This window comes from Mesorhizobium loti R88b, assembly GCF_013170845.1.
In the GTDB taxonomy this organism is placed as follows: Bacteria; Pseudomonadota; Alphaproteobacteria; order Rhizobiales; family Rhizobiaceae; genus Mesorhizobium; species Mesorhizobium loti_B.
Map to the genome: position 1 here is coordinate 556219 of NZ_CP033367.1, position 19630 is coordinate 575848.

Sequence of the window (19630 nt, forward strand, 5' to 3'; positions counted from 1 at the left end):
CTGTGCCCGGCCTGGGCTGATGTCATTCCGCCGCCATCTCGGCGTCGTTGTGAAAATCCTCGCAGTACGGTCTGGCGGTCGGCGGCAGCTCGCGCTTGAGAAAGTAATCCTCGTTGCGCAGCTGGCGCAGGAAGGCCGGGATCATCTCGCGGTAGCCGGCCAGGATCGATCGTGTCGGCGCCGGCAAATCGTGCTTGATCAGCTCATGCAGTCTCGGCAGCGCATGGTAGGGCACCATCGGGAACATGTGATGCTCGACGTGATAGTTCATGTTCCAGTAGATGAAGCGGCTGATCGGGTTCATGTAGACGGTACGGCTGTTCAGCCGATGGTCGATGACATTGTCGGCGAGGCCACCATGCTGCAGCAGGCCGACCATGACGTGATGCCAGGCGCCGTAGAGCCTGGGCAGGCCAACCAGCATCAAGGGCAGAAACGATCTGGAATACAGTGCCAGCGCGATGGTCGCGGCATAGATCGCGGTCCAGATGCGGGCGATGCGGATCGCCTTGTCCTGTTCCTGCTCGGGAATGAAGGTCTTTTCGGCGGCGCTGATGTTGCCGGCGGCGTTGCGCAACATGTCTGACATCGCATGCCAGGCATCGAGCACACCGACAAAGCCGAGCATGGCGCGAGCCAAGTCCGGCGGCCGCATGACGGATATTTCCGGGTCGCGGCCGACGATGATGGTGTCGGTGTGATGGCGCGTGTGGCTCCAGCGCCAGGTCACCGGATTGCGCATGATCATGAAGCAGGCGATCTGGTAGACCGCATCATTCATCCACGGCGTCCGGAACGCCGTGCCGTGGCCGCATTCATGCCAGCGGGAATCGGTGGAGGAGCCGTAGAGAACGCCATAGACGAAGAAGAACGGCACGCACCACCAGCTGCCCCAGAACCAGGCGCCGCCGCCGCCGCTGACGATCAGGGCGGCGAACCAGATCGCGGTGTCGCGGATCGCCGGTCCGTCGGAGCGCTGCATGAGCTCCTTCATCTGCTTGCGGGACACGTCGGTGTGATACCACTCGGCCGCCGACAGGCCGTTTTCCACGGCGAGCTTGGCGTCGCGGCCGATCAGACTGTAGTCACGCCGGGACGGCGTTGCGGTCATGATTGCCTCCCACGGCAAACGGCGCTCGCCATAGCGAATGCACGATACCCTTGGCTTCCAGGCTGAAAATAGCGACAGTCGATGATAGACTCAACATCACAAAGATAGTTTCTATCATTTCCTATCAGCATGATGTAGAAAGGCTCGAACACTGCATCGAGGCGAGTATGGCGAAACGGCCGACCATATCAGATCTGGCGCGCGCCTCCGGCGTCAGTGTTGCCACGGTGGACCGCGTGCTCAACAGCCGCCTGCCGGTGCGCGAGGACACCGCGCGCCGCGTCTACGAAGCCGCGACCGAGATCGGCTACCACGCTGCGGGCCTGATCAAGCAGCGGATGCGCCATGAACTGCCGGAATACCGGCTCGGCTTCCTGTTGCTGAGGGGCAATTATGTCTTCTACAGCGAGTTCGCCCGCGAGCTTGAACTGGCTGTATCGCGATCGCCACGCTTTCGCGGGGTCGCCATCATCGACTTTGCCGACTCGCTGGCGCCTGATGAAATCGTCGAACGCGCCCGCAAATTGGCCACCAAATGCAGGGCCGTCGCCCTGGTTGGGCCGGATCACCCGACACTGACGGTCGCTGTCGAAGAGATGAAGGCCAGGGGATTGCCGGTGTTTTCTCTGCTGTCCGACTTCGCCGCCGGCATCCGCGAAGGCTATGTCGGCCTCGACAACCGCAAGGTCGGCCGCAGCGCGGCCTGGATGATCTCGAAAGCGGCGAAACGGCCGGGCAAGGTCGCGCTGTTCGTCGGCAGCCACCGCTTTCACGGCCACGAACTGCGCGAGATCGGCTTTCGCTCCTTCTTCCGCGAACAGGCGCCGGACTTCACCTTGTTGGAAACGCTGGTCAATCTCGAGGCCAACCAGATCACGCAGGACACGCTGCTCAAACTTCTCGGCCGCCACCCTGACCTGGTCGGCTGTTACGTCGCCGGCGGCGGCATGGAAGGCGCGGTCGCGGCGCTAAGGCAGGCCAGGCCGGCCGAGATGCCGGCGGTGGTCTGCAACGAGATCACGGCGGTCTCCCGTTCGGCTCTCGCCGACGGTATCCTGACCATGGTTATCTCGACGCCGCTGGCCGCACTTTGCCGCGAACTGGTCGAGCTGATGGCGCACGCCATCGAGACGGGCGCTGCGAACGCCCCAGGGCAGACCTTCCTGCCGTTCGAGATTTATCTGCCCGAGAATATTTAGCGATCTCGACGTCGAGACATCCCTGCCTTCGTCATCGCGGCGAAACAGGAGCGAAGCTCCGTCCGTGGATGACGAAGCAAGCGTGACTTCCTCCGAAAATCCTCCAACCGGTTTTGGAATGGCCCTTGACGTCTCGCGGAAAAATGGAATAAATATTTCACCAACTAGGTATTTTGGTCCTTTCGTTCCGGAACATCTGTTTCAAACAGGGAACCTGGCGTTCCAATCCAGCGGAAAACGCCATCCGGAGCAGAAACGACATCAGGGAGAGATTCCCCGGGGAGATCGGGGATTCCGGATAGATCGGTGCAACCGGACACCAAAAGTGGAGGAGAGATACAATGAAGAAACTGCTTTTGGGCGTCGCCTTCGCGGCGCTGATGAGTTCATCCGCCATGGCCGCCAAGATCGGCGTGTCGATGGCCAAGTTCGACGACAACTTCCTCACCGTGCTGCGCAACGGCATGATCGCGCAGGCCAAGGGCATAAGCGGCGTCGAGCTGCAGGTCGAAGACGCCCAGAACGATGTTGCCAAGCAACTCGACCAGATCAAGAACTTCGCGGCTTCGGGCGTCGACGCCATCATCGTCAACCCGGTCGACACCTCGGCCACGCAGGCGATGTCGGACGCCGCAGCAGCAGCCAAGATTCCGCTGGTCTACGTCAATCGTCAGCCGGTCAATGTCGACACACTGCCCGACAACCAAGCGTTCGTCGCGTCGAACGAGGCCGATTCCGGCACGCTCGAAACCAAGGAAGTCTGCCGCCTGTTCAAGGAAGCCGGCAAGAAGGAAGCCAATGTCTATGTGATCATGGGCGAGCTTTCCAACCAGGCCGCCGTACAGCGCACCAAGGACATCGACGACGTGATCGCCACGCCGGATTGCAGCTTCATCAAGATCATCGACAAGCAGACATCGAACTGGAACCGCGACGAAGCGCAGAATCTGATGACCAACTGGCTGTCGACGGGCAAGAAGTTCGATGGCGTCATCGCCAACAACGACGAGAGCGCCATCGGCGCCATCCAGGCGATGAAGGCCGCCAACATCGACATGAAGACTGTCGTCGTCGGCGGTGTCGACGCCACCCAGGACGCACTGGTGGCAATGCAGGCAGGCGACCTCGACGCAACCGTGTTCCAGGATGCGGCCGGCCAGGGCGCAGGCGCTCTGGATGCGGCGCTGAAGCTGGCCAAGGGCGAGAAGGTCGACCACAAGGTCTACATCCCCTTCCAGCTCGTCACCCCTGCCAACATCGACAAGTTCCTGAAGAAGAACTGAGCCACGGATATACGGAGCGGCGCTCTCGCGCAAAGACAGTGCCGCTCCTCTTCCCTCAGCGCCGCCAGGTGCTGAGGAACGACCGCGGCTGACGGAGGATAGAAGATTGTCACAGACATCGCATGGCGTCGGCGGGGTCAGCTATGACGCGAAGAAGCGCACATGGCCGGCCGAATTCAACGTCTTCCTGGCGCTCGTCATTCTCGTCGTCATCTTCGAACTGATTGGGCGCATCTTTCTCGGCGATAGTTTCCTGTTCAACACGCGCAGCGATGTCGGCGGCCTCTTCAACGAGGCGCGGCTGCAGATCATCATCCTGCAGGTGTCGATCGTCGGCATCATCGCCATCGGCGTGACGCAAGTGATCATTTGCGGCGGCATCGACCTGTCCTCGGGTTCGATCGTCGGCGCCACGGCAATGATCGCCATGAGTTTCGCCCAGGTGGCAACCGTCAACGGCAATCCCAATCCCAAGGCGATGTTCCTGGCGCAAGGCTGGACCGACCTGCCTGTCATCGTGCCCGTGCTGGTGGCGATCGGCTGTGGGCTTCTGGCCGGCCTCGTCAATGGCTCGTTGATCGCCTACACGCGCATTCCGCCGTTCATCGCCACGCTCGGCATGATGGTCACCGCGCGCGGCATTGCCAAATGGTGGTCCAAGGGCCAACCGATCTCGTTTCCCACCGACAGTTTTGCGGCAATCGGCAAGGGCCTGATGCCGGTCATCATCTTCCTGTCGCTGGCGGTTCTGTTCCAGTTGATCATGACCTACACAAAATACGGAAAGCACAGTTACGCCATCGGCTCCAACGAAGACGCTGCGCGCATGTCCGGCATCAAGATCGCCAACCACAAGATCCTCGTCTACGTCATCGCCGGCATACTCGCCTCGCTCGCCGCAGTGGTGCTGAGCTCCAAGAACCTGACCGCGCAGTCCGGCATGGGTGTGATGTACGAACTCGACGCCATCGCCATGGCGGTCATCGGCGGCGTCTCGCTGTCGGGCGGCCGCGGCTCGATCATCGGCACGGTCATCGGCTCGCTGATCTTCGGCGTCATCATCTCCGGCTTCACCTTCCTGCGCCTCGACGCCTACTACCAGGAGATGGTGAAAGGCGTGATTATCGTCGGCGCGGTCGTTCTCGACCAGTGGCGTCAACGCATGCGGGCATTGAGGGCTTGACCATGCCAGATATCTCCACGACAGACATCGTCCTGAAGACCGAAAACCTGACCAAGCGCTATGGCGGCGTGCATGCGCTGGAAGGCGCGAATTTCGAGCTGCGCAAGGGCGAGCATGTCGCCATCATGGGTGACAATGGCGCCGGCAAGTCGACCTTCGTGCGCCAGATCACCGCGGTCGAGCAGCGCACCAGCGGCCAGATCTGGTTCGACGGCAAGGAAGTGAATTTTGCCGGGCCGATCGAGGCCCGCACGGCAGGCATCGAGACCGTGTTCCAGAACCTGGCGCTGGCCGACGACCTCGACGTGCCGTCGAACCTGTTCCTCGGTCGCGAAAAGGTGCTGTTCAATCTCGGGCCCTTCTCGATCCTCGACCGCAAATATATGCGCAAGGCGACCGAAGCGGCGCTGATCCGCACGGCGGTGAAGATCCCCAACCTCTCCAACACCATCCGCCACATGTCGGGCGGCCAGCGCCAGTGCGTGGCGATCGCCAGGACCGCGACCTTCGCTTCCAAGCTCGTCATCATGGATGAACCGACGGCGGCGCTCGGCGTGCAGGAAACCGCGCAGGTCGAAAACATCATCCGCACGCTGAAGGACAATGGCGAATCGTTGATCCTGGTCAGCCACAATATGCGCCAGGTGTTCGACCTTTGCGACCGTATCGTTGTCTTTCGGCGTGGCCGCATCGTCGCCAATCTGCGCAAGGAAAACACCGACGGGCAGGACATCGTCTCCTACATCACCGGCGCCAAGACCGGAGAGGCGGAGCTCGCGGCCTGAAGCTGGGCGGGTAGCCTCCCTGCTGCGGGACCATCTGCCGCGCCAAGAAAATACCCTAATCACCTTTCCCTGACAGGAAGGTGCGGACACAACGCTCTCGAACCATCCCCTTAGAGGAAAATATCCATGACTCTCCGCTTCGCCCTCCTCGGTGCCGGCCGCATCGGCAAGGTCCACGCCCGCGCCGTCGGCTCCAACCCGCAGGCCAAACTGGTTGCCGTCGCCGACGCCTTCGAGAAGGCGGCAAAAGAGCTGGCATCACCCTATGGCGCCGAAGTGCGCACGATCGACGCGATCGAGAAATCCGAAGATATCGACGCCGTCGTCATCTGCACGCCGACCGACACCCATGCCGATTTGATCGAGCGTTTCGCCAAGGCCGGCAAGGCGATCTTCTGCGAGAAGCCGATCGACCTCAACGTCAAGCGTGTGGAAAAATGCCTGGCCGTGGTCGAGAAGACCAAGGCGACGCTGATGGTCGGCTTCAACAGGCGCTTCGACCCGCATTTCGCCGCCGTGCGCAAAGCGATCGACGACGGCGCCATCGGCACTGTCGAGATGGTCACCATCACGTCGCGCGATCCCGGCGCGCCGCCGATCGATTACATCAAGCGCTCGGGCGGCATTTTCCGCGACATGACCATCCATGATTTCGACATGGCGCGCTTCCTGCTCGGCGAGGAGGTGGTTGCGGTCAGCGCGCATGCCTCGGTGCTGGTCGACAAGAAGATTGGCGCGGCTGGCGATTTCGACTCGGTCAGCGTCATCCTGGAAACCGCTTCCGGCAAGCAGGCCATCATCTCCAACTCGCGCCGCGCCACCTATGGCTATGACCAGCGCATCGAGGTTCATGGTTCCAAAGGCATGGTCGCGGCCGAGAACCAGCGGCCTGTGTCGATCGAAGTGGCGAACGAGAAGGGCTATACACGCCCGCCGCTGCACGACTTCTTCATGACGCGCTATCTCGATGCCTATGCCCTTGAGATCGCTGCCTTCATCACGGCGGCAACGTCGGGCAAGAAGGCGGCACCGAGCGGCGCCGACGGCCTTGTGGCGCTGAAGCTGGCCGATGCGGCGCTGAAGTCGGCGACAACAGGCAAGACCGTCCGTCTCGACAAGTAAGGTCACTTAGAAACCACAGGAGCAGAGCGATGAGCGCATCCGCCGATCGCAATCATGAGACACGCGCCATCGTCACCGGCGGCGCGCAAGGCATCGGCTTCGCCGTTGCCGAGGCGCTGGCCGACGAGGGCTGCCGTGCTCTGGCGCTTATCGGCCGCTCGCAGGAGAAGGGCGACAAGGCGGTCGCCCGCTTCAAGACGCTGGGCGTCGACGCGATCTTCGTCAGCGCGGACGTCTCAAAAGTGGCTGACTGCAAACGCGCGGTGGCGACCGCGCTCTCGCATTTCGGCACGCTGAACGCGCTGGTCAACGCCGCCGCGACCTCGGCGCGCGGCTCGCTGGTCGAAACGTCGGAAGAGCTTTTCGACCAGATCTTCGACACCAATGTGCGCGGGCCATTCTTCCTGATGCAGGGCCTGGTCGCCCATCTCCTGGAGCGCAAGGCGCCGGGCTCGATCGTCAACGTGCTGTCGATGTCGGCGCATGCCGGCCAGTCCTTCCTGACACCCTACTCGACCAGCAAGGGCGCGCTGATGACGCTGACCAAGAACGTCGCCAGCTCCTACCGGCGGAACCGCATCCGCTGCAACGCCGTGCTGCCCGGCTGGATGGACACAGAGGGCGAGGCGATCGTGCAGAAGAAGTGGCACGATGCGCCGGATGACTGGCTGGAAAAGGCCGAAGCGGCACAACCGATGGGCCAACTGGTGAAACCTGCACAGCTCGCCCGGCTGATCAGCTACATGGTCAGCCCGCAGGCCGGCGTGATGACCGGATCGCTGGTCGATTACGACCAGAACATCGCGGGAGTGGTTGGCGAGTAGCAGCAGGTGAACCCAGCAGAAACGCCCCTCACTTCGTCATCCACGGGCGAAGCAAGGAGCGAAGCGACGCGGCGCAGACCCGAGGATCCATGCCGGGACTCCGGAGCGCCGCCACGGTGCAGATTTCTGCACCGCCGCATCCTTTGGCTAATGTCACGGAATGGATCCCAGGGTCTTCGCGACGGAGCTTCGCTCCTGCTTCGCCCTGGGATGACGAAATCGCGTGGGTTTGGCCCATCCGAATGGATGCCAACACCCCCGTGACAAACGTCTCCGCATCGACTATATGAGCCGCATGATCAACCTGTCCGCCACATATTGGTACTTTAGGAGCTCGCTGGCGGCGGGAGGATTGCGCTCGATCTGAAGATTGCAGCAACAACATCCGAACAGCCGCCAGACCTGGCGGCTTTTTTGTTTCAGCCGGCAGGTCTCCTAAACCAGGAGCAGAAAGCCGTGTTGACCACCACAGACGACCTTCGGGTCACCGAAATCAGAGCATTGAGCGCGCCGGAAGAGGTGATGCGCGAGATACCGCGCACGCTGACGGCGACGCGCACCGTCGCCACCGCGCGCAACGCGATCCATTCCATCCTTACGGGGGCCGACGATCGACTGCTTGTCATCGTTGGCCCTTGTTCCATCCACGATCCGGTCGCGGCCGTTGACTATGCCAGCCGTCTGGCGGCGCTGCGCGAGACCCTGTCCGACCGGCTCGAGATCGTCATGCGCGTCTATTTCGAGAAGCCACGGACCACGGTCGGCTGGAAAGGCCTGATCAACGATCCGGACCTCGACGGCAGCTTCAACATCGAGAAAGGGTTGCGCATGGCGCGCAACGTCTTGTCGGCCGTCAACAATCTCGGCCTGCCGGCAGCGACCGAATTCCTCGACATGACCATTCCGCAATACATCGCCGACCTCGTCGCCTGGGGCGCCATCGGCGCGCGCACCACCGAGAGCCAGATCCATCGCGAGCTGGCCTCGGGCCTGTCCTGCCCGGTCGGCTTCAAGAACGGCACCGACGGCAATTTGCGGATCGCCGCCGAGGCGGTGAAATCCGCCGCCCAGCCGCACCATTTCATGGCGGTGACCAAGGGCGGACGCAGCGCCATCGCGACCACCACCGGCAATGAAGACTGCCACGTCATCCTGCGCGGCGGCGTTCAGCCGAACTATGACGCGACAAGTGTCGAGGCCGCGAGCGCCGAACTCGCCCGCATCGGTATCGCGCCCCGGCTGATGATCGATGTCAGCCATGCCAACTCGGCCAAGAAGCCGGAGAACCAGCCGAAGGTCGCCGCCGACGTGGCGGGCCAGGTCGCTGCCGGCGACGAGCGCATCATCGGCCTTATGATCGAGAGCAATCTCGTCGCCGGCCGCCAGGACGTCGTGCCAGGCAAGCCGCTCGTCTACGGCCAGAGCATCACCGATGGCTGCATCGACTGGGCGACCACCGAGACCGTGCTGCACGGCCTTGCCGGTGCCGTCGAATGGCGCCGTTCGGCCCGCCGCGCCATGCTGGAAAGCCGGCAGGGCGCCGCCTGATAGGATGACAATGTGAAAGGGCGGCGTTGACGGAAATTACGCCGCCCTCAGTCCCTCCCAAGCGGTGAACACCGACACCGCAAACAGCAGCAGCCCGGCCGCCCGGCCCGCAAGAATGGTTGCCTGTGGATTGGCGATCAGAAGCTTGCGGCTGCGTCCGGCCGTGATCGCGAGCCCCCCATAGATCGCGGCCTGGGTCAGGACCGTCATCAGGCCCATGACCGTCGCCTGAATCCAGATCGGGCCGTAGTCCGGCTTGAGGAACTGCGGATAGACAGCAAGCACGAACAAGTACGCCTTCGGATTGATCAGGCAGGTGACAAAGCCCTGGCGAAACGCCTTCCATGCGGTGCGGCTGCCGGCAGGCCCGTCCTGGCCGACGGTGATGGAGCTGCGCATCAGCGTGATGCCGATGAAGGCCATGTAAGCGGCGCCGGCAAGCAGCAGCGGCGTGAACAAGATCGGCACGAAATGCATCAGCAGGCCGACGCCGATGGCACCGTTCAGCGTGTGCACCATGCCTCCGACCATGATGCCACCCGTTGCGGCCAGACCCCTGTCGCGCCCGCCGGTCAGTGCATTGGCCAGCACGAACAGCATGTCCATGCCCGGGACGACGATGATGCCGAACAGAAGGATAAAGAAAAGCCAGAGATTTTCCGCATAACCCATGTCAGTTGCCTGCCGCCTCGCTCCGCCAAGCCGCAGCGGAACCTGTTGATTTTCAATTTGATAGGCGATCCTATATCCAGACCCAACTGACGATGGTGTGTCAGTTGTGATCGGCACCGGGTGAGAAAAATGCGCAAGGCGTCACGCCTGTTCGAGATCATCCAGGTCCTGCGACTGGCGCGGCAACCAGTGACGGCGGCGATGATTGCCGAGCGGCTGGAAGTGACAGTGCGCTCGATCTATCGCGACATCGCGGCCCTGCAGGCAATGCGCGTGCCGATCGAGGGCGGGCGCGGCATCGGCTACATACTGCGCCCCGGCTTCGACCTGCCGCCGCTGATGTTTTCGATCGAGGAGATGGAGGCGATCGTCCTGTCGCTGGCGCTGCTGGAGCGCACGGGGGATGATGAGCTCAAGCAGGCGGCCAAGCGGGTCAGCGCCAAGATCGCCGGCGCGGTGCCGCCGCCTTTGCGCCAGACATTCGAAGCCAACGCGCTGCATGCCTGGGGTTTCGCCGCGCCGTCGGCCGGCTCGATCGACCTGGCGCTGGTGCGCCGCGCCATCCGTGACGAGGAGAAGCTCGACCTCTCCTATCGCGACGAAATGGGCCGCGCCTCCGAACGCCTGATCCGCCCAATCGCGCTGATCTACTATGCCGAAACCGCCAACATCGTCGCCTGGTGCGAACTGCGCCAGGCGATCCGCAATTTCCGCAGCGACCGCATCGAGGATTGCCAGCCGACAGGCCTGCGCTTCAAGGGCGAAGGCGATCGCCTGCGGCAGGTCTGGGTCAATGGCTGGGAGACAACCGCCGCTGCCGGCGGTTGAGATGGCCTCGCGAAGGGCCTACCGCACGTCCACCCAGCGCTTTTCATCAAACGACCTTGCCATTGCGTGCACGGTGCGCTCGATCTCCAGCCCCTGCGCGAACTCGATGAGCCGCGCCGGTCTGGCGGCGAGCCGCGTCAGCAATTCGTGGCACTCGATGATCTTTAGGTCGTTGAAGCCAAGATTGTGGCCGGGCGCCGGCAGGAAAGCGTCGTAGGGCCTGTGATGCGGCGCCATCAGGATGGTGCGATAGCCCTGCTCGGTCGGGCGATCTGCGGTGACATAGAGCTGGATTTCGTTCATCCGCTCCTGGTCGAACAGGATCGACCCCTTGGAGCCGAAAATCTGGATGGCGATGCGGCCCTTGCGGCCCCAGGCCGAGCGGTTGACCTGCAGCGTGCCGGCAATGCCGTTTTCCAGATGCATCAAGACGCTGGCGATATCATAGGTCTCGACCGCTCGGCGCCCGCCCGCCGCCAGCTTGCGGTCGGCATAGGGCTTGGCCATGTCGCAGATGACGCTGGCGACGCGGCCGAACAGCGCCGAGACCAGTGACAGCGGGTGCACGGCGAAATCGTCGAGCGCGCCGTAGCCGGAAGACGCCTCGTGCTTCCAGAAAAACAGCGCCTCGGGATCGGCCATGAAATCCTCGTCCATCTCGATGCGCAGATGGTTGACCTCGCCGATGATCTTCTCGTCGAGCAGCGCGCCGATATGGCGGATGGCCGGGCTCTGGATATAGTTATAGCCAAGGGCGGCGATCTTGCCGGACTTCTTTGCCGCTTCCGCCATCGCCTCGGCCTCGGCAAAGCTCGGTGCCATCGGCTTTTCGCACCACAGATGCTTGCCGGCTTCCAGAATGGCGATGGCCATTTCCGGATGGAACTGGTTGGGCGTGGTCAGCGAGACGATGTCGACCTCGGGGTCGTTGACGACGGCGCGCCAGTCGCCTGAGGCCTTGGCGAAGCCGAACTCGCTTGCCTTGCGTTTGGCAAGCTCTTCATTGACCTCGCCGAGATGGACCAGCCTGGGCTTGGCCACATCGGGAAAGACGGCGCCGACAGCGCTCCATGCGATGGCGTGGCATTTGCCCATGAAACCCGTGCCGATAAGACCGACGCCGACCATTTTCCATTTCTCCACTGCCTGAAGCGCTGGTGGATGAATTAGTCCATTTCATTTCGGAATGGAATGTCTGCCTCATTTTTATTGGTGTTCTTGCGCAGGCTCGCTATGATGGGGCACAGAGGACGCTTTCACCGATGAGCTTGGACGGGCCGACGATGGATGAACGGGTACCTCGCGACTTCGAGACGCTGCGCGCCACAATCCTTGATCGGCGCGAAAGCCTGCCCAAGCGCATCGCCCAGATCGCCGCCTACGCGCTCGACAATCCCGATGACATCGCCTTCGGCACCGCCGCCAGCATCGCCGCCTCGGCCGGCGTGCAGCCTTCGACCCTGATCCGTTTTGCCCAGCAGCTCGGCTTCGACGGTTTCACCAGCCTGCAGCAGGTGTTCCGCGAGCGGCTGCGCGAGCGCAACTCTTCCTATGACGAGCGCTTGCAGGCGCTGCGCGCCAAGGCCGAAGGCGGCGCGGGTCACCGCGCGATCTTCGACGGCTTCGTCGCCGCCGCCAGCACCTCGCTCAACGACATTTCCCGCACCCTGGATGACGCGCATCTGGAAGATGCGATTGCGCTGCTGGCAAAGGCGCAGACCATCTATGTCTTGGCCAAGCGGCGCTCCTATCCGGTGGCGACCTACATCGCCTATGCCTTGGGCAAATTGAAGATCCGCAACCAGCTGATCGAATCGGCGGCCGGACTGAACGCCGAGATGATCAGTTTCGCCACGCCGGCGGACGCCGTCATTGCCATCTCCTTCTCGCCCTATGCGCCGGCCACGATCGAGGAGGCGCGCACCATTTCGGAACAGGGCGTGCCGATCGTCGCCATCACCGACAGCGCGTTTTCGCCGCTGGCGCAGTTCGCCAGGGTCTGGTTCGAGGTTGCCGAGGCGGATTTCGCAGGCTTCCGTTCGCTGTCGGCAACGATGGCTCTGGCCATGGCGCTGACGGTCGGTGTCGGCGAGAAGCGGCGCGACGCAGGCCGAAAGCGCAAAGCCTGAGCTTACGCTCCTTTCTTCTTTGACCATGACCTTCTCCGAAAACCGGCAACCACTTTTCGGGATCATGATCGGGCAATTTTAGACCGGGGAATGCTCATTCCATATTGACTATGGATTGGAATTATTATTTCATATTGCCGGCACCACGCTGCCGCTCGCGCGTGTTACCCAAACAATGTTGTCCATGACAACAAGACTGACGGGAGGTTCCAATGAGCGAAGCCGTGGACGCCAAACAGGCGCCGCTCGACGTCATCACCATCGGCCGCGCTTCCGTCGACCTCTATGGCCAGCAGATCGGCTCGCGGCTGGAAGACATCTCCTCCTTCGCCAAGTCGGTCGGCGGCTGCCCGGCCAATATTTCGGTCGGCACGGCCAGGCTTGGCCTGCGTTCGGCGCTGCTGACGCGCGTTGGCGACGAGCAGATGGGCCGCTTCATCCGCGAACAGCTGAAACGCGAAGGCGTCAACACCGACGGGTTGAAGACCGACAGGGAGCGGCTGACGGCGCTGGTGTTGCTGTCGGTCGAGAGCGAAGGCGTCTCGCCGATGATCTTTTACCGCACCGACTGCGCCGACATGGCGCTTTCGGAAGAGGATATCGACGAGGCCTTCATCACCTCGGCCCGCTCGATCGTCGTCACCGGCACGCATTTTTCCCGCCCCAACAGCGACGCCGCCCAGCGCAAGGCGATCCGCATCATGAAGGCCAAGGGCGGCAAGGTTGTCTTCGACATCGACTATCGCCCCAACCTTTGGGGCCTTGCCGGCCATGCCGAAGGCTTCGAGCGCTATGTCAAATCGGACCGGGTCTCGGCCCAATTGAAGACGGTGCTGCCCGATTGCGATCTCATCGTCGGCACAGAGGAAGAGATCATGATTGCGTCGGGCGCCGACGACTGCCTGAGCGCGCTGAAGACGATCCGCTCGCTGTCGTCGGCCACCATCGTCTTGAAGCGTGGCGCCATGGGCTGCATTGTCTATGACGGACCGATCAGCGACGATCTGGAAGACGGTGTCGTCGGCAAGGGTTTCCCGATCGAGATCTACAATGTGCTGGGCGCCGGTGACGCCTTCATGTCCGGCTTCCTGCGCGGATGGCTGGGTGGCGAAGATCATGCGACGGCAGCGACCTGGGCCAATGCCTGCGGTGCCTTCGCCGTGTCGCGGCTGCTCTGCGCACCGGAATATCCGACCTTCGAGGAGCTGCAATTCTTCCTCAAGAACGGCAGCAAGCATCTCGCCCTGCGCAAGGACGAGGCGATCAACCACATCCATTGGGCAACGACGCGCCGGCGCGACATCCCCTCGCTGATGGCGCTCGCCTGCGACCACCGGGTGCAGCTCGAGGACGTGGCGGCCAAGACCGGCGCCGATCCGGTGCGCATCCACGATTTCAAGGTGCTGGCGGTCAAGGCCGCGGCGAAGGTCGCCGCCGGCCGCGACGGTTACGGCATGCTGATCGACGAGAAACATGGCCGCGAAGCGATGTTCGAATTCGCCAGGCATCCCTTTGCCTGGCTCGGGCGCCCGGTGGAACTGCCGGGCTCGCGGCCACTGCGTTTCGAATTCTCGCAGGACATCGGCTCGCAGCTTACCGAATGGCCTGTCGATCACTGCATCAAATGCCTGTGCTTCTACCATCCCGACGATCCCCAAGCGCTCAAGGAAGAACAGCAGCAGAAGCTGCGCGCGCTGTTCGAGGCAGCGCGGAAAGTCGGCCGGGAACTGCTTATCGAAATCATCGCCGGCAAGCACGGCAAGCTCGATGACACGACCATTCCGCGCGCGCTGGAGGAACTCTATGCGCTCGGCATCAAGCCCGACTGGTGGAAGCTCGAGCCGCAGGCGTCGAGCGCCGCATGGGCCAAGATCGAAGCGGTCATCCTGAAGCATGATCCGTGGTGCCGTGGCATCGTGCTGCTTGGCCTGGAAGCGCCGCAGGACGAGCTGGAGGCGGCTTTCGCCGCCACCGCCAAAGCGCCGATCGTCAAAGGGTTTGCCGTCGGCCGCACCATCTTCGTGCACGCGGCCGAACAGTGGCTGGCGGGCAAGATGTCGGATGACGAGGCTGTCGCCGACATGGCGTCGCGCTTCGAACAGTTGACCGAGGCGTGGCTTGCCGCGCGCGGCCGCAAAGCTGCATAAGGACTGCGGAGGAAACCACCATGAGCAAGACAATCCGCCTGACGATGGCGCAGGCGCTGACCCGCTTCCTCAGCCGGCAGATGACCGAGATCGACGGCAAGACTGTACCGATATTCGGCGGTGTCTGGGCGATTTTCGGCCATGGCAATGTCGCCGGCATCGGCGAAGCGCTCTACCAGGTGCGCGACGAGCTGCCGACCTTCCGCGCCCATAACGAACAAGCGATGGCGCATGCGGCGATCGCCTATGGCAAGGCCAATTTCCGCCGCCGCTTCATGGCGGCGACCTCTTCGATCGGCCCCGGCGCGCTCAACATGGTGACGGCGGCCGCACTCGCGCATGTCAATCGGCTGCCTGTCCTGTTTTTGCCCGGCGATGTCTTCGCCAACCGCATCCCCGATCCGGTGCTGCAGCAGGCCGAGGACTTTTCCGACGGCACGGCAACGGTCAACGACTGCTTCCGTCCCGTGTCGCGCTATTTCGACCGCATCACCCGGCCCGAGCAGATCATTCCGGCGCTGGCGCGAACCATGCAGGTGCTGACCGATCCGGCCGAGTGCGGCCCGGTGACGCTGTCGCTCTGCCAGGATGTGCAAGCCGAGGCCTATGACTATCCCGAGAGCTTTTTCGCCGAACGCGTCTGGCACCAGCGCCGGCCACGCCCGGACCGCCACGAGCTTGCGGCAGCGGTGGCGGCGCTAAAGGGGGCGAAGAAGCCGCTGGTGATCGCCGGCGGTGGCGTCCTCTATTCGCAGGCCTCCGATGAGCTGGCCAAGTTCGTCGAAGGCGCCGGCATTCCGGTTTGCGAGACGCAGGGCGGCAAATCCTCGTTGCCGGACACACATCCGCTCAACATGGCGGCGGTCGGCGTCACCGGCACTTCGGCCGCCAACCGGCTGGCGGAAGAGGCCGATGTCGTGCTGGCCATAGGCACGCGTTTGCAGGATTTCACCACCGGCTCATGGGCGCTGTTCAAGAATTCCGGCAAGACCATCATCGGCTTGAACGTGCAACCTTTCGATGCCGGCAAGCACCGAGCTTTGCCGCTGGTCGCCGATGCGGCCGAGGGGCTCGCTGAACTCGGTGCGGCGCTTAAAGGTTGGAAGGCGCCTGCCGCATGGACCGACAATTCGGCCGAGGGCAAAAAGGAATGGCAGGTCGATGCGGCCAAGGTGACGGCTTCGACCAATACAGCTTTCCCATCGGATGCGCAGGTGATCGGCGCGGTGCAGCGCGCGATGGGATCCGGCGTGACACTGTTGCATGCCGCCGGCGGGCTGCCGGGCGAATTGCACAAGCTTTGGCAGGCCGGCGCGCCTGGCTCCTACCACGCCGAATACGGCTTCTCGACCATGGGCTACGAGATTGCCGGCGGACTCGGCACCAAGATGGCCAAGCCCGACGAAGAGGTCGTCGTCATGATCGGCGACGGCTCCTACCTGATGCTGAATTCCGAGATCGCCACCTCGGTGATGCTTGGCCTGAAGCTGACCATCGTGCTGCTCGACAACCGTGGCTATGGCTGCATCAACCGGCTGCAGATGGCCACCGGCGGCGCCAACTTCAACAATCTCCTGAGGGACTCGCGCCACGAGATCCTGCCCGACATCGATTTCGCCGCGCATGCGGCGAGCCTGGGTGCGATATCAGAGAAAGTGCCATCGATCGCCGGCCTTGAGAACGCGCTGCAAAAGGCGAAGACAAATGACCGCACCACCGTTTTGGTCATCGACACCGATCCGCTGGTCTCCACCGACGCTGGTGGCCATTGGTGGGATGTGGCGGTGCCGGAAGTCTCGGCGCGCCCGCAAGTCAATGCGGCACGCAAGGCCTATGACGAGAAGCGGCAGATGCAGAGCGTTGGCGATTGATGCCAGGCGGATGAGGGGCGGCGCCAGCGGCCAAAAAATGAACTGTTTTGATCTGGAGTGACGACTTGAAAGCCAAACTGGGCATGTCCCCCATCGCGTGGTGGAACGACGATCTTGCGGAATTGAGCGATGACGTGTCGCTGGAAGAGTGCCTGCGCCAATCGCGCTCGGCCGGCTTCACCGGCATGGAAATGGGCCGGCGCTTTCCCAACGACCCCGCCGTCATGCTGCCGATCCTGAAAGCAGCCGATGTGACGCTGTGCGGCGGCTGGTTTTCGGGCACGCTGGTCGATGAGGAGATGAGCAAGAACAAGGATCGCATCCAGCCGATGATCGACCTGTTCAAGGCGGTCAACGCGCCTTGCATTGTCTATGGCGAGGTCGGCCGCTCGATCCAGGGTGACCGCTCGAAGCCGCTCGCTACCAAGCCGAAACTCTCGGACGACGAGATGAAAGCCTATGCGAAGCGCCTGACCGAATTCGGCGAATGGTGCGCCGAGCAAGGCATGCCGCTCTCCTATCACCATCATATGGCGGCGGTGGTCGAGACGGAGCCGGAACTCGATGCCTTCATGCGCCATTCCGGGGCCGGCATTCCGCTGCTGCTCGACGCCGGCCACCTGGCCTTTGCCGGCGGCGACGTGCTGCGCGCCATCGACAACCACCACAAGCGCATCAGCCATGTGCATGTGAAGGATGTGCGCATGGGTGTGATCGATGGGCTCGACCGCACCAAGCAATCCTTCCTCGACGCCGTGGCGCTCGGCGCCTTCACCGTGCCGGGCGACGGCTCGCTGGATTTCGGGGCCATCGTGCAACGCTTCGCCGACCATGGCTATGAAGGCTGGTTCGTGGTCGAGGCCGAGCAGGACCCAAAGAAGAACCCGCCTCTCAAGATGGCGCAGGTTGGCCACAAGGAATTGATGCGGGTGATGACATCAGCCGGCTACACAGTGGAGACACAGGGGTTCCCGAATGCTTGATGCGAGGGTTCCCGGCGAGCCAGGTTGCTGTAGATTGGCCCGATGAAAGATTCCGAGCACCCGTTCTTCCGCCCGTTGTGGCGTCGTGTCGCCGTCGTCGCGGTCTGCGTCATCTGGTCGATCATCGAGTTCGCCACCGGCACACCGTTCTGGGGCGTCATCGCGCTCGGCTTTGCCGGCTACGGCGTCTGGCAGTTTTTTTATCTCTACAAGCCGGTCGACGAGGTGAAGCCTCCCGTCGAGGCCGAACCGAAGGAGTAACGAATGTCGAAGCTGCTGGTGAAGGCCGACAAGGGCCATGGCCGCGTTGCCCATGTGACGCCGAAGAACGCCGGCTGGACCTATGTCGGTTTCGACCTGCACCGGCTTCAACCCGGCGAAAGCGCCTCGGGCAAAACGGGCGACCGCGAGGTTTGCCTGGTGTTCGTCACCGGCAAGGGCACGGCAAAAGCGGGCGGCCAGGATCTCGGCCTGCTCGGAGAGCGCATGTCGCCCTTCGAGGGCAAGCCGTGGTCGGTCTATGTGCCCGAGGGATCGGACTGGTCGGTGACGGCGGATACGGGCCTCGAACTCGCTGTGTGCTCCGCGCCTGGTCTCGGTGGCGGCCTGCCGGTTCGGGTGATAGCACCCGACGATCTCGGCCAGGAGGTGCGCGGCAAGGGCACCAACACGCGCTACGTCACCAACATCCTGCCCGAAGGCAAGCCAGCCGATTCCTTGCTGGTGGTCGAGGTCATCACGCCTGGCGGCCACACGTCGAGCTATCCGCCGCACAAGCATGACCAGGACAATCTGCCAGCCGAGTCCTATCTCGAGGAAACCTATTATCACCGCCTCAACCCGCCGCAGGGCTTTGCCTTCCAGCGCGTCTATACCGACGCCGACGGGAGCGGCCATCGCGCGCTCGACGAAGCGATGGCCATTGAGGACGGCGATGTGGTGCTGGTGCCCAGGGGTTATCATCCCTGTGCCGCCTGCCATGGCTATGATCTCTACTATTTGAACGTCATGGCCGGGCCGAAGCGGACGTGGAAATTCCACAATGCGCCCGAGCACGAATGGTTGATGAAGGCCTGACCAACCAGCCTTTCCGGGAGAAGCTATTGGTCCAGCTCGGAAAAATCGTCGGCTAAAGACTTCTTGGGGCGATTTGCCTTCGAAAACCCTTCAAAGCTTCGTCAATCCGTCATGGAAATCACCTATGGCAGCGAGACTGACGAGGATTTTCGATGCGTTATGCCATCTACTTCACCCCAAGGCAGGACGAACCGCTGGCGCGGATCGCCGCCAACTGGCTGGGCCGCGACCCGTTCGGCGCCGCGACGAAGCCAGTCGAGGCCGTGGCCGATCTGGCGGCGGCGGAAGTGGCCTTCCACACCGCTTCTGCCCGTCGCTACGGCTTCCATGCGACGCTGAAAGCGCCATTCCGCCTGGCCGCCAACGAGACGGAAAGCTCGCTGCGCGCCGCACTCGACCATTTTGCCGAGGCGACGCCGGTGGTGACGATCCCGCGTCTCGTCGTCAGCCAGATCGACAGCTTCTTCGCGCTGGTGCCGGAAGGCCCGCTGCCGCCGCTCAACCGCTTCGCCGACGAGGTCGTGCGCGATTTCGACCGCTTTCGTGCGCCGCTGAGCGATGCCGAGATCGAGCGGCGCAGCCCGGACTCGCTGAAGCCGGCCGAGTTTCGCAATCTCTGCCAGTGGGGCTACCCCTATGTCTTTGAGACCTTCCGCTTCCACATGACGCTCTCGGGCCGGGCCGGGCCACAGGAAAGCCCTCGTCTGCGTGCAGCAATCGACAGCCTTTTCGCGGATATACTGCGGCAGCCGGTTCTGGTCGACGCGCTGACGCTGTTTGTCGAACCTGAACCGGGCGCGCCGTTCATGGTGCTTTCCCAGCATGCGCTGGGACGCCGCCCCGCCAGAAAGATCGCCTGAACAAGCCC

18 protein-coding genes are annotated in these 19630 nt (G+C 62.9%); 15 read left to right on the top strand and 3 right to left on the bottom strand.

The window, feature by feature from the left end:
* Nucleotides 1-22: 22 nt before the first annotated feature.
* Complete coding sequence (locus EB235_RS02580) at nt 23-1111, bottom strand: fatty acid desaturase family protein (RefSeq protein WP_027032511.1); 1089 nt, start codon at nt 1109-1111, stop codon at nt 23-25.
* Nucleotides 1112-1278: 167 nt separating this feature from the next.
* On the opposite strand from EB235_RS02580, the gene EB235_RS02585 reads away from it, so the two are divergent.
* The 7 genes from EB235_RS02585 to EB235_RS02615 all read left to right on the top strand — a co-directional run bounded on the left by EB235_RS02585 (nt 1279) and on the right by EB235_RS02615 (nt 9055).
* The gene (locus EB235_RS02585; RefSeq protein ID WP_027032510.1) at nt 1279-2310 is read left to right on the top strand and encodes a LacI family DNA-binding transcriptional regulator; all 1032 of its coding nucleotides are present in this window, start codon (nt 1279-1281) and stop codon (nt 2308-2310) included.
* 341 nt (nt 2311-2651) lie between these two features.
* On the top strand, nt 2652-3593 hold the full coding sequence (locus EB235_RS02590; protein WP_027032509.1) for a sugar ABC transporter substrate-binding protein: 942 nt from the start codon (nt 2652-2654) through the stop codon (nt 3591-3593).
* 106 nt (nt 3594-3699) lie between these two features.
* Complete coding sequence (locus EB235_RS02595; RefSeq protein ID WP_027032508.1) at nt 3700-4776, top strand: ABC transporter permease; 1077 nt, start codon at nt 3700-3702, stop codon at nt 4774-4776.
* Nucleotides 4777-4778: 2 nt separating this feature from the next.
* On the top strand, nt 4779-5561 hold the full coding sequence (locus tag EB235_RS02600) for an ATP-binding cassette domain-containing protein (RefSeq protein ID WP_027032507.1): 783 nt from the start codon (nt 4779-4781) through the stop codon (nt 5559-5561).
* Between the two features lie 126 nt (nt 5562-5687).
* Nucleotides 5688-6683 carry an inositol 2-dehydrogenase gene (iolG, locus tag EB235_RS02605; RefSeq protein ID WP_027032506.1) on the top strand — a complete coding sequence of 332 codons (996 nt, stop codon included), beginning with the start codon at nt 5688-5690 and terminating at the stop codon, nt 6681-6683.
* A gap of 29 nt (nt 6684-6712) precedes the next feature.
* On the top strand, nt 6713-7507 hold the full coding sequence (locus EB235_RS02610; protein WP_027032505.1) for an SDR family oxidoreductase: 795 nt from the start codon (nt 6713-6715) through the stop codon (nt 7505-7507).
* Nucleotides 7508-7963: 456 nt separating this feature from the next.
* Nucleotides 7964-9055 carry a 3-deoxy-7-phosphoheptulonate synthase gene (locus EB235_RS02615; RefSeq protein ID WP_027032504.1) on the top strand — a complete coding sequence of 364 codons (1092 nt, stop codon included), beginning with the start codon at nt 7964-7966 and terminating at the stop codon, nt 9053-9055.
* Between the two features lie 36 nt (nt 9056-9091).
* Here EB235_RS02615 and EB235_RS02620 read toward each other — a convergent pair whose 3' ends face one another.
* Nucleotides 9092-9727 (bottom strand): LysE family translocator, encoded by a 636-nt coding sequence (locus EB235_RS02620; protein ID WP_027032503.1) that lies wholly within the window; start codon nt 9725-9727, stop codon nt 9092-9094.
* A 129-nt stretch (nt 9728-9856) separates the two neighbouring features.
* Here EB235_RS02620 and EB235_RS02625 point away from each other — a divergent pair, with 129 nt between their 5' ends.
* Nucleotides 9857-10555, top strand: coding sequence for a helix-turn-helix transcriptional regulator (locus EB235_RS02625; protein ID WP_027032502.1), 699 nt, complete (start codon nt 9857-9859; stop codon nt 10553-10555).
* An 18-nt stretch (nt 10556-10573) separates the two neighbouring features.
* Here the strand turns inward: EB235_RS02625 and EB235_RS02630 are convergent, their stop codons facing one another.
* Nucleotides 10574-11683, bottom strand: coding sequence for a Gfo/Idh/MocA family protein (locus EB235_RS02630; RefSeq protein ID WP_027032501.1), 1110 nt, complete (start codon nt 11681-11683; stop codon nt 10574-10576).
* 155 nt (nt 11684-11838) lie between these two features.
* On the opposite strand from EB235_RS02630, the gene EB235_RS02635 reads away from it, so the two are divergent.
* The 7 genes from EB235_RS02635 (at nt 11839) to EB235_RS02665 (ending at nt 19622) form a co-directional block, all read left to right on the top strand.
* Nucleotides 11839-12684, top strand: a complete 846-nt coding sequence (locus EB235_RS02635) for a MurR/RpiR family transcriptional regulator (RefSeq protein ID WP_027032500.1) — start codon at nt 11839-11841, stop codon at nt 12682-12684.
* A 212-nt stretch (nt 12685-12896) separates the two neighbouring features.
* A complete protein-coding gene (locus EB235_RS02640; RefSeq protein WP_027032499.1) occupies nt 12897-14831 on the top strand; it encodes a bifunctional 5-dehydro-2-deoxygluconokinase/5-dehydro-2-deoxyphosphogluconate aldolase in 1935 nt (644 codons plus the stop codon).
* Nucleotides 14832-14851: 20 nt separating this feature from the next.
* On the top strand, nt 14852-16702 hold the full coding sequence (gene iolD, locus EB235_RS02645; protein WP_027032498.1) for a 3D-(3,5/4)-trihydroxycyclohexane-1,2-dione acylhydrolase (decyclizing): 1851 nt from the start codon (nt 14852-14854) through the stop codon (nt 16700-16702).
* A 65-nt stretch (nt 16703-16767) separates the two neighbouring features.
* On the top strand, nt 16768-17685 hold the full coding sequence (gene iolE, locus EB235_RS02650) for a myo-inosose-2 dehydratase (protein ID WP_027032497.1): 918 nt from the start codon (nt 16768-16770) through the stop codon (nt 17683-17685).
* Nucleotides 17686-17727: 42 nt separating this feature from the next.
* Complete coding sequence (locus EB235_RS02655; protein WP_027032496.1) at nt 17728-17946, top strand: hypothetical protein; 219 nt, start codon at nt 17728-17730, stop codon at nt 17944-17946.
* A gap of 3 nt (nt 17947-17949) precedes the next feature.
* Nucleotides 17950-18762 (top strand): 5-deoxy-glucuronate isomerase, encoded by an 813-nt coding sequence (gene iolB, locus EB235_RS02660; protein WP_027032495.1) that lies wholly within the window; start codon nt 17950-17952, stop codon nt 18760-18762.
* 152 nt (nt 18763-18914) lie between these two features.
* Nucleotides 18915-19622, top strand: coding sequence for a DUF1045 domain-containing protein (locus EB235_RS02665; protein ID WP_027032494.1), 708 nt, complete (start codon nt 18915-18917; stop codon nt 19620-19622).
* Nucleotides 19623-19630: the final 8 nt, after the last annotated feature.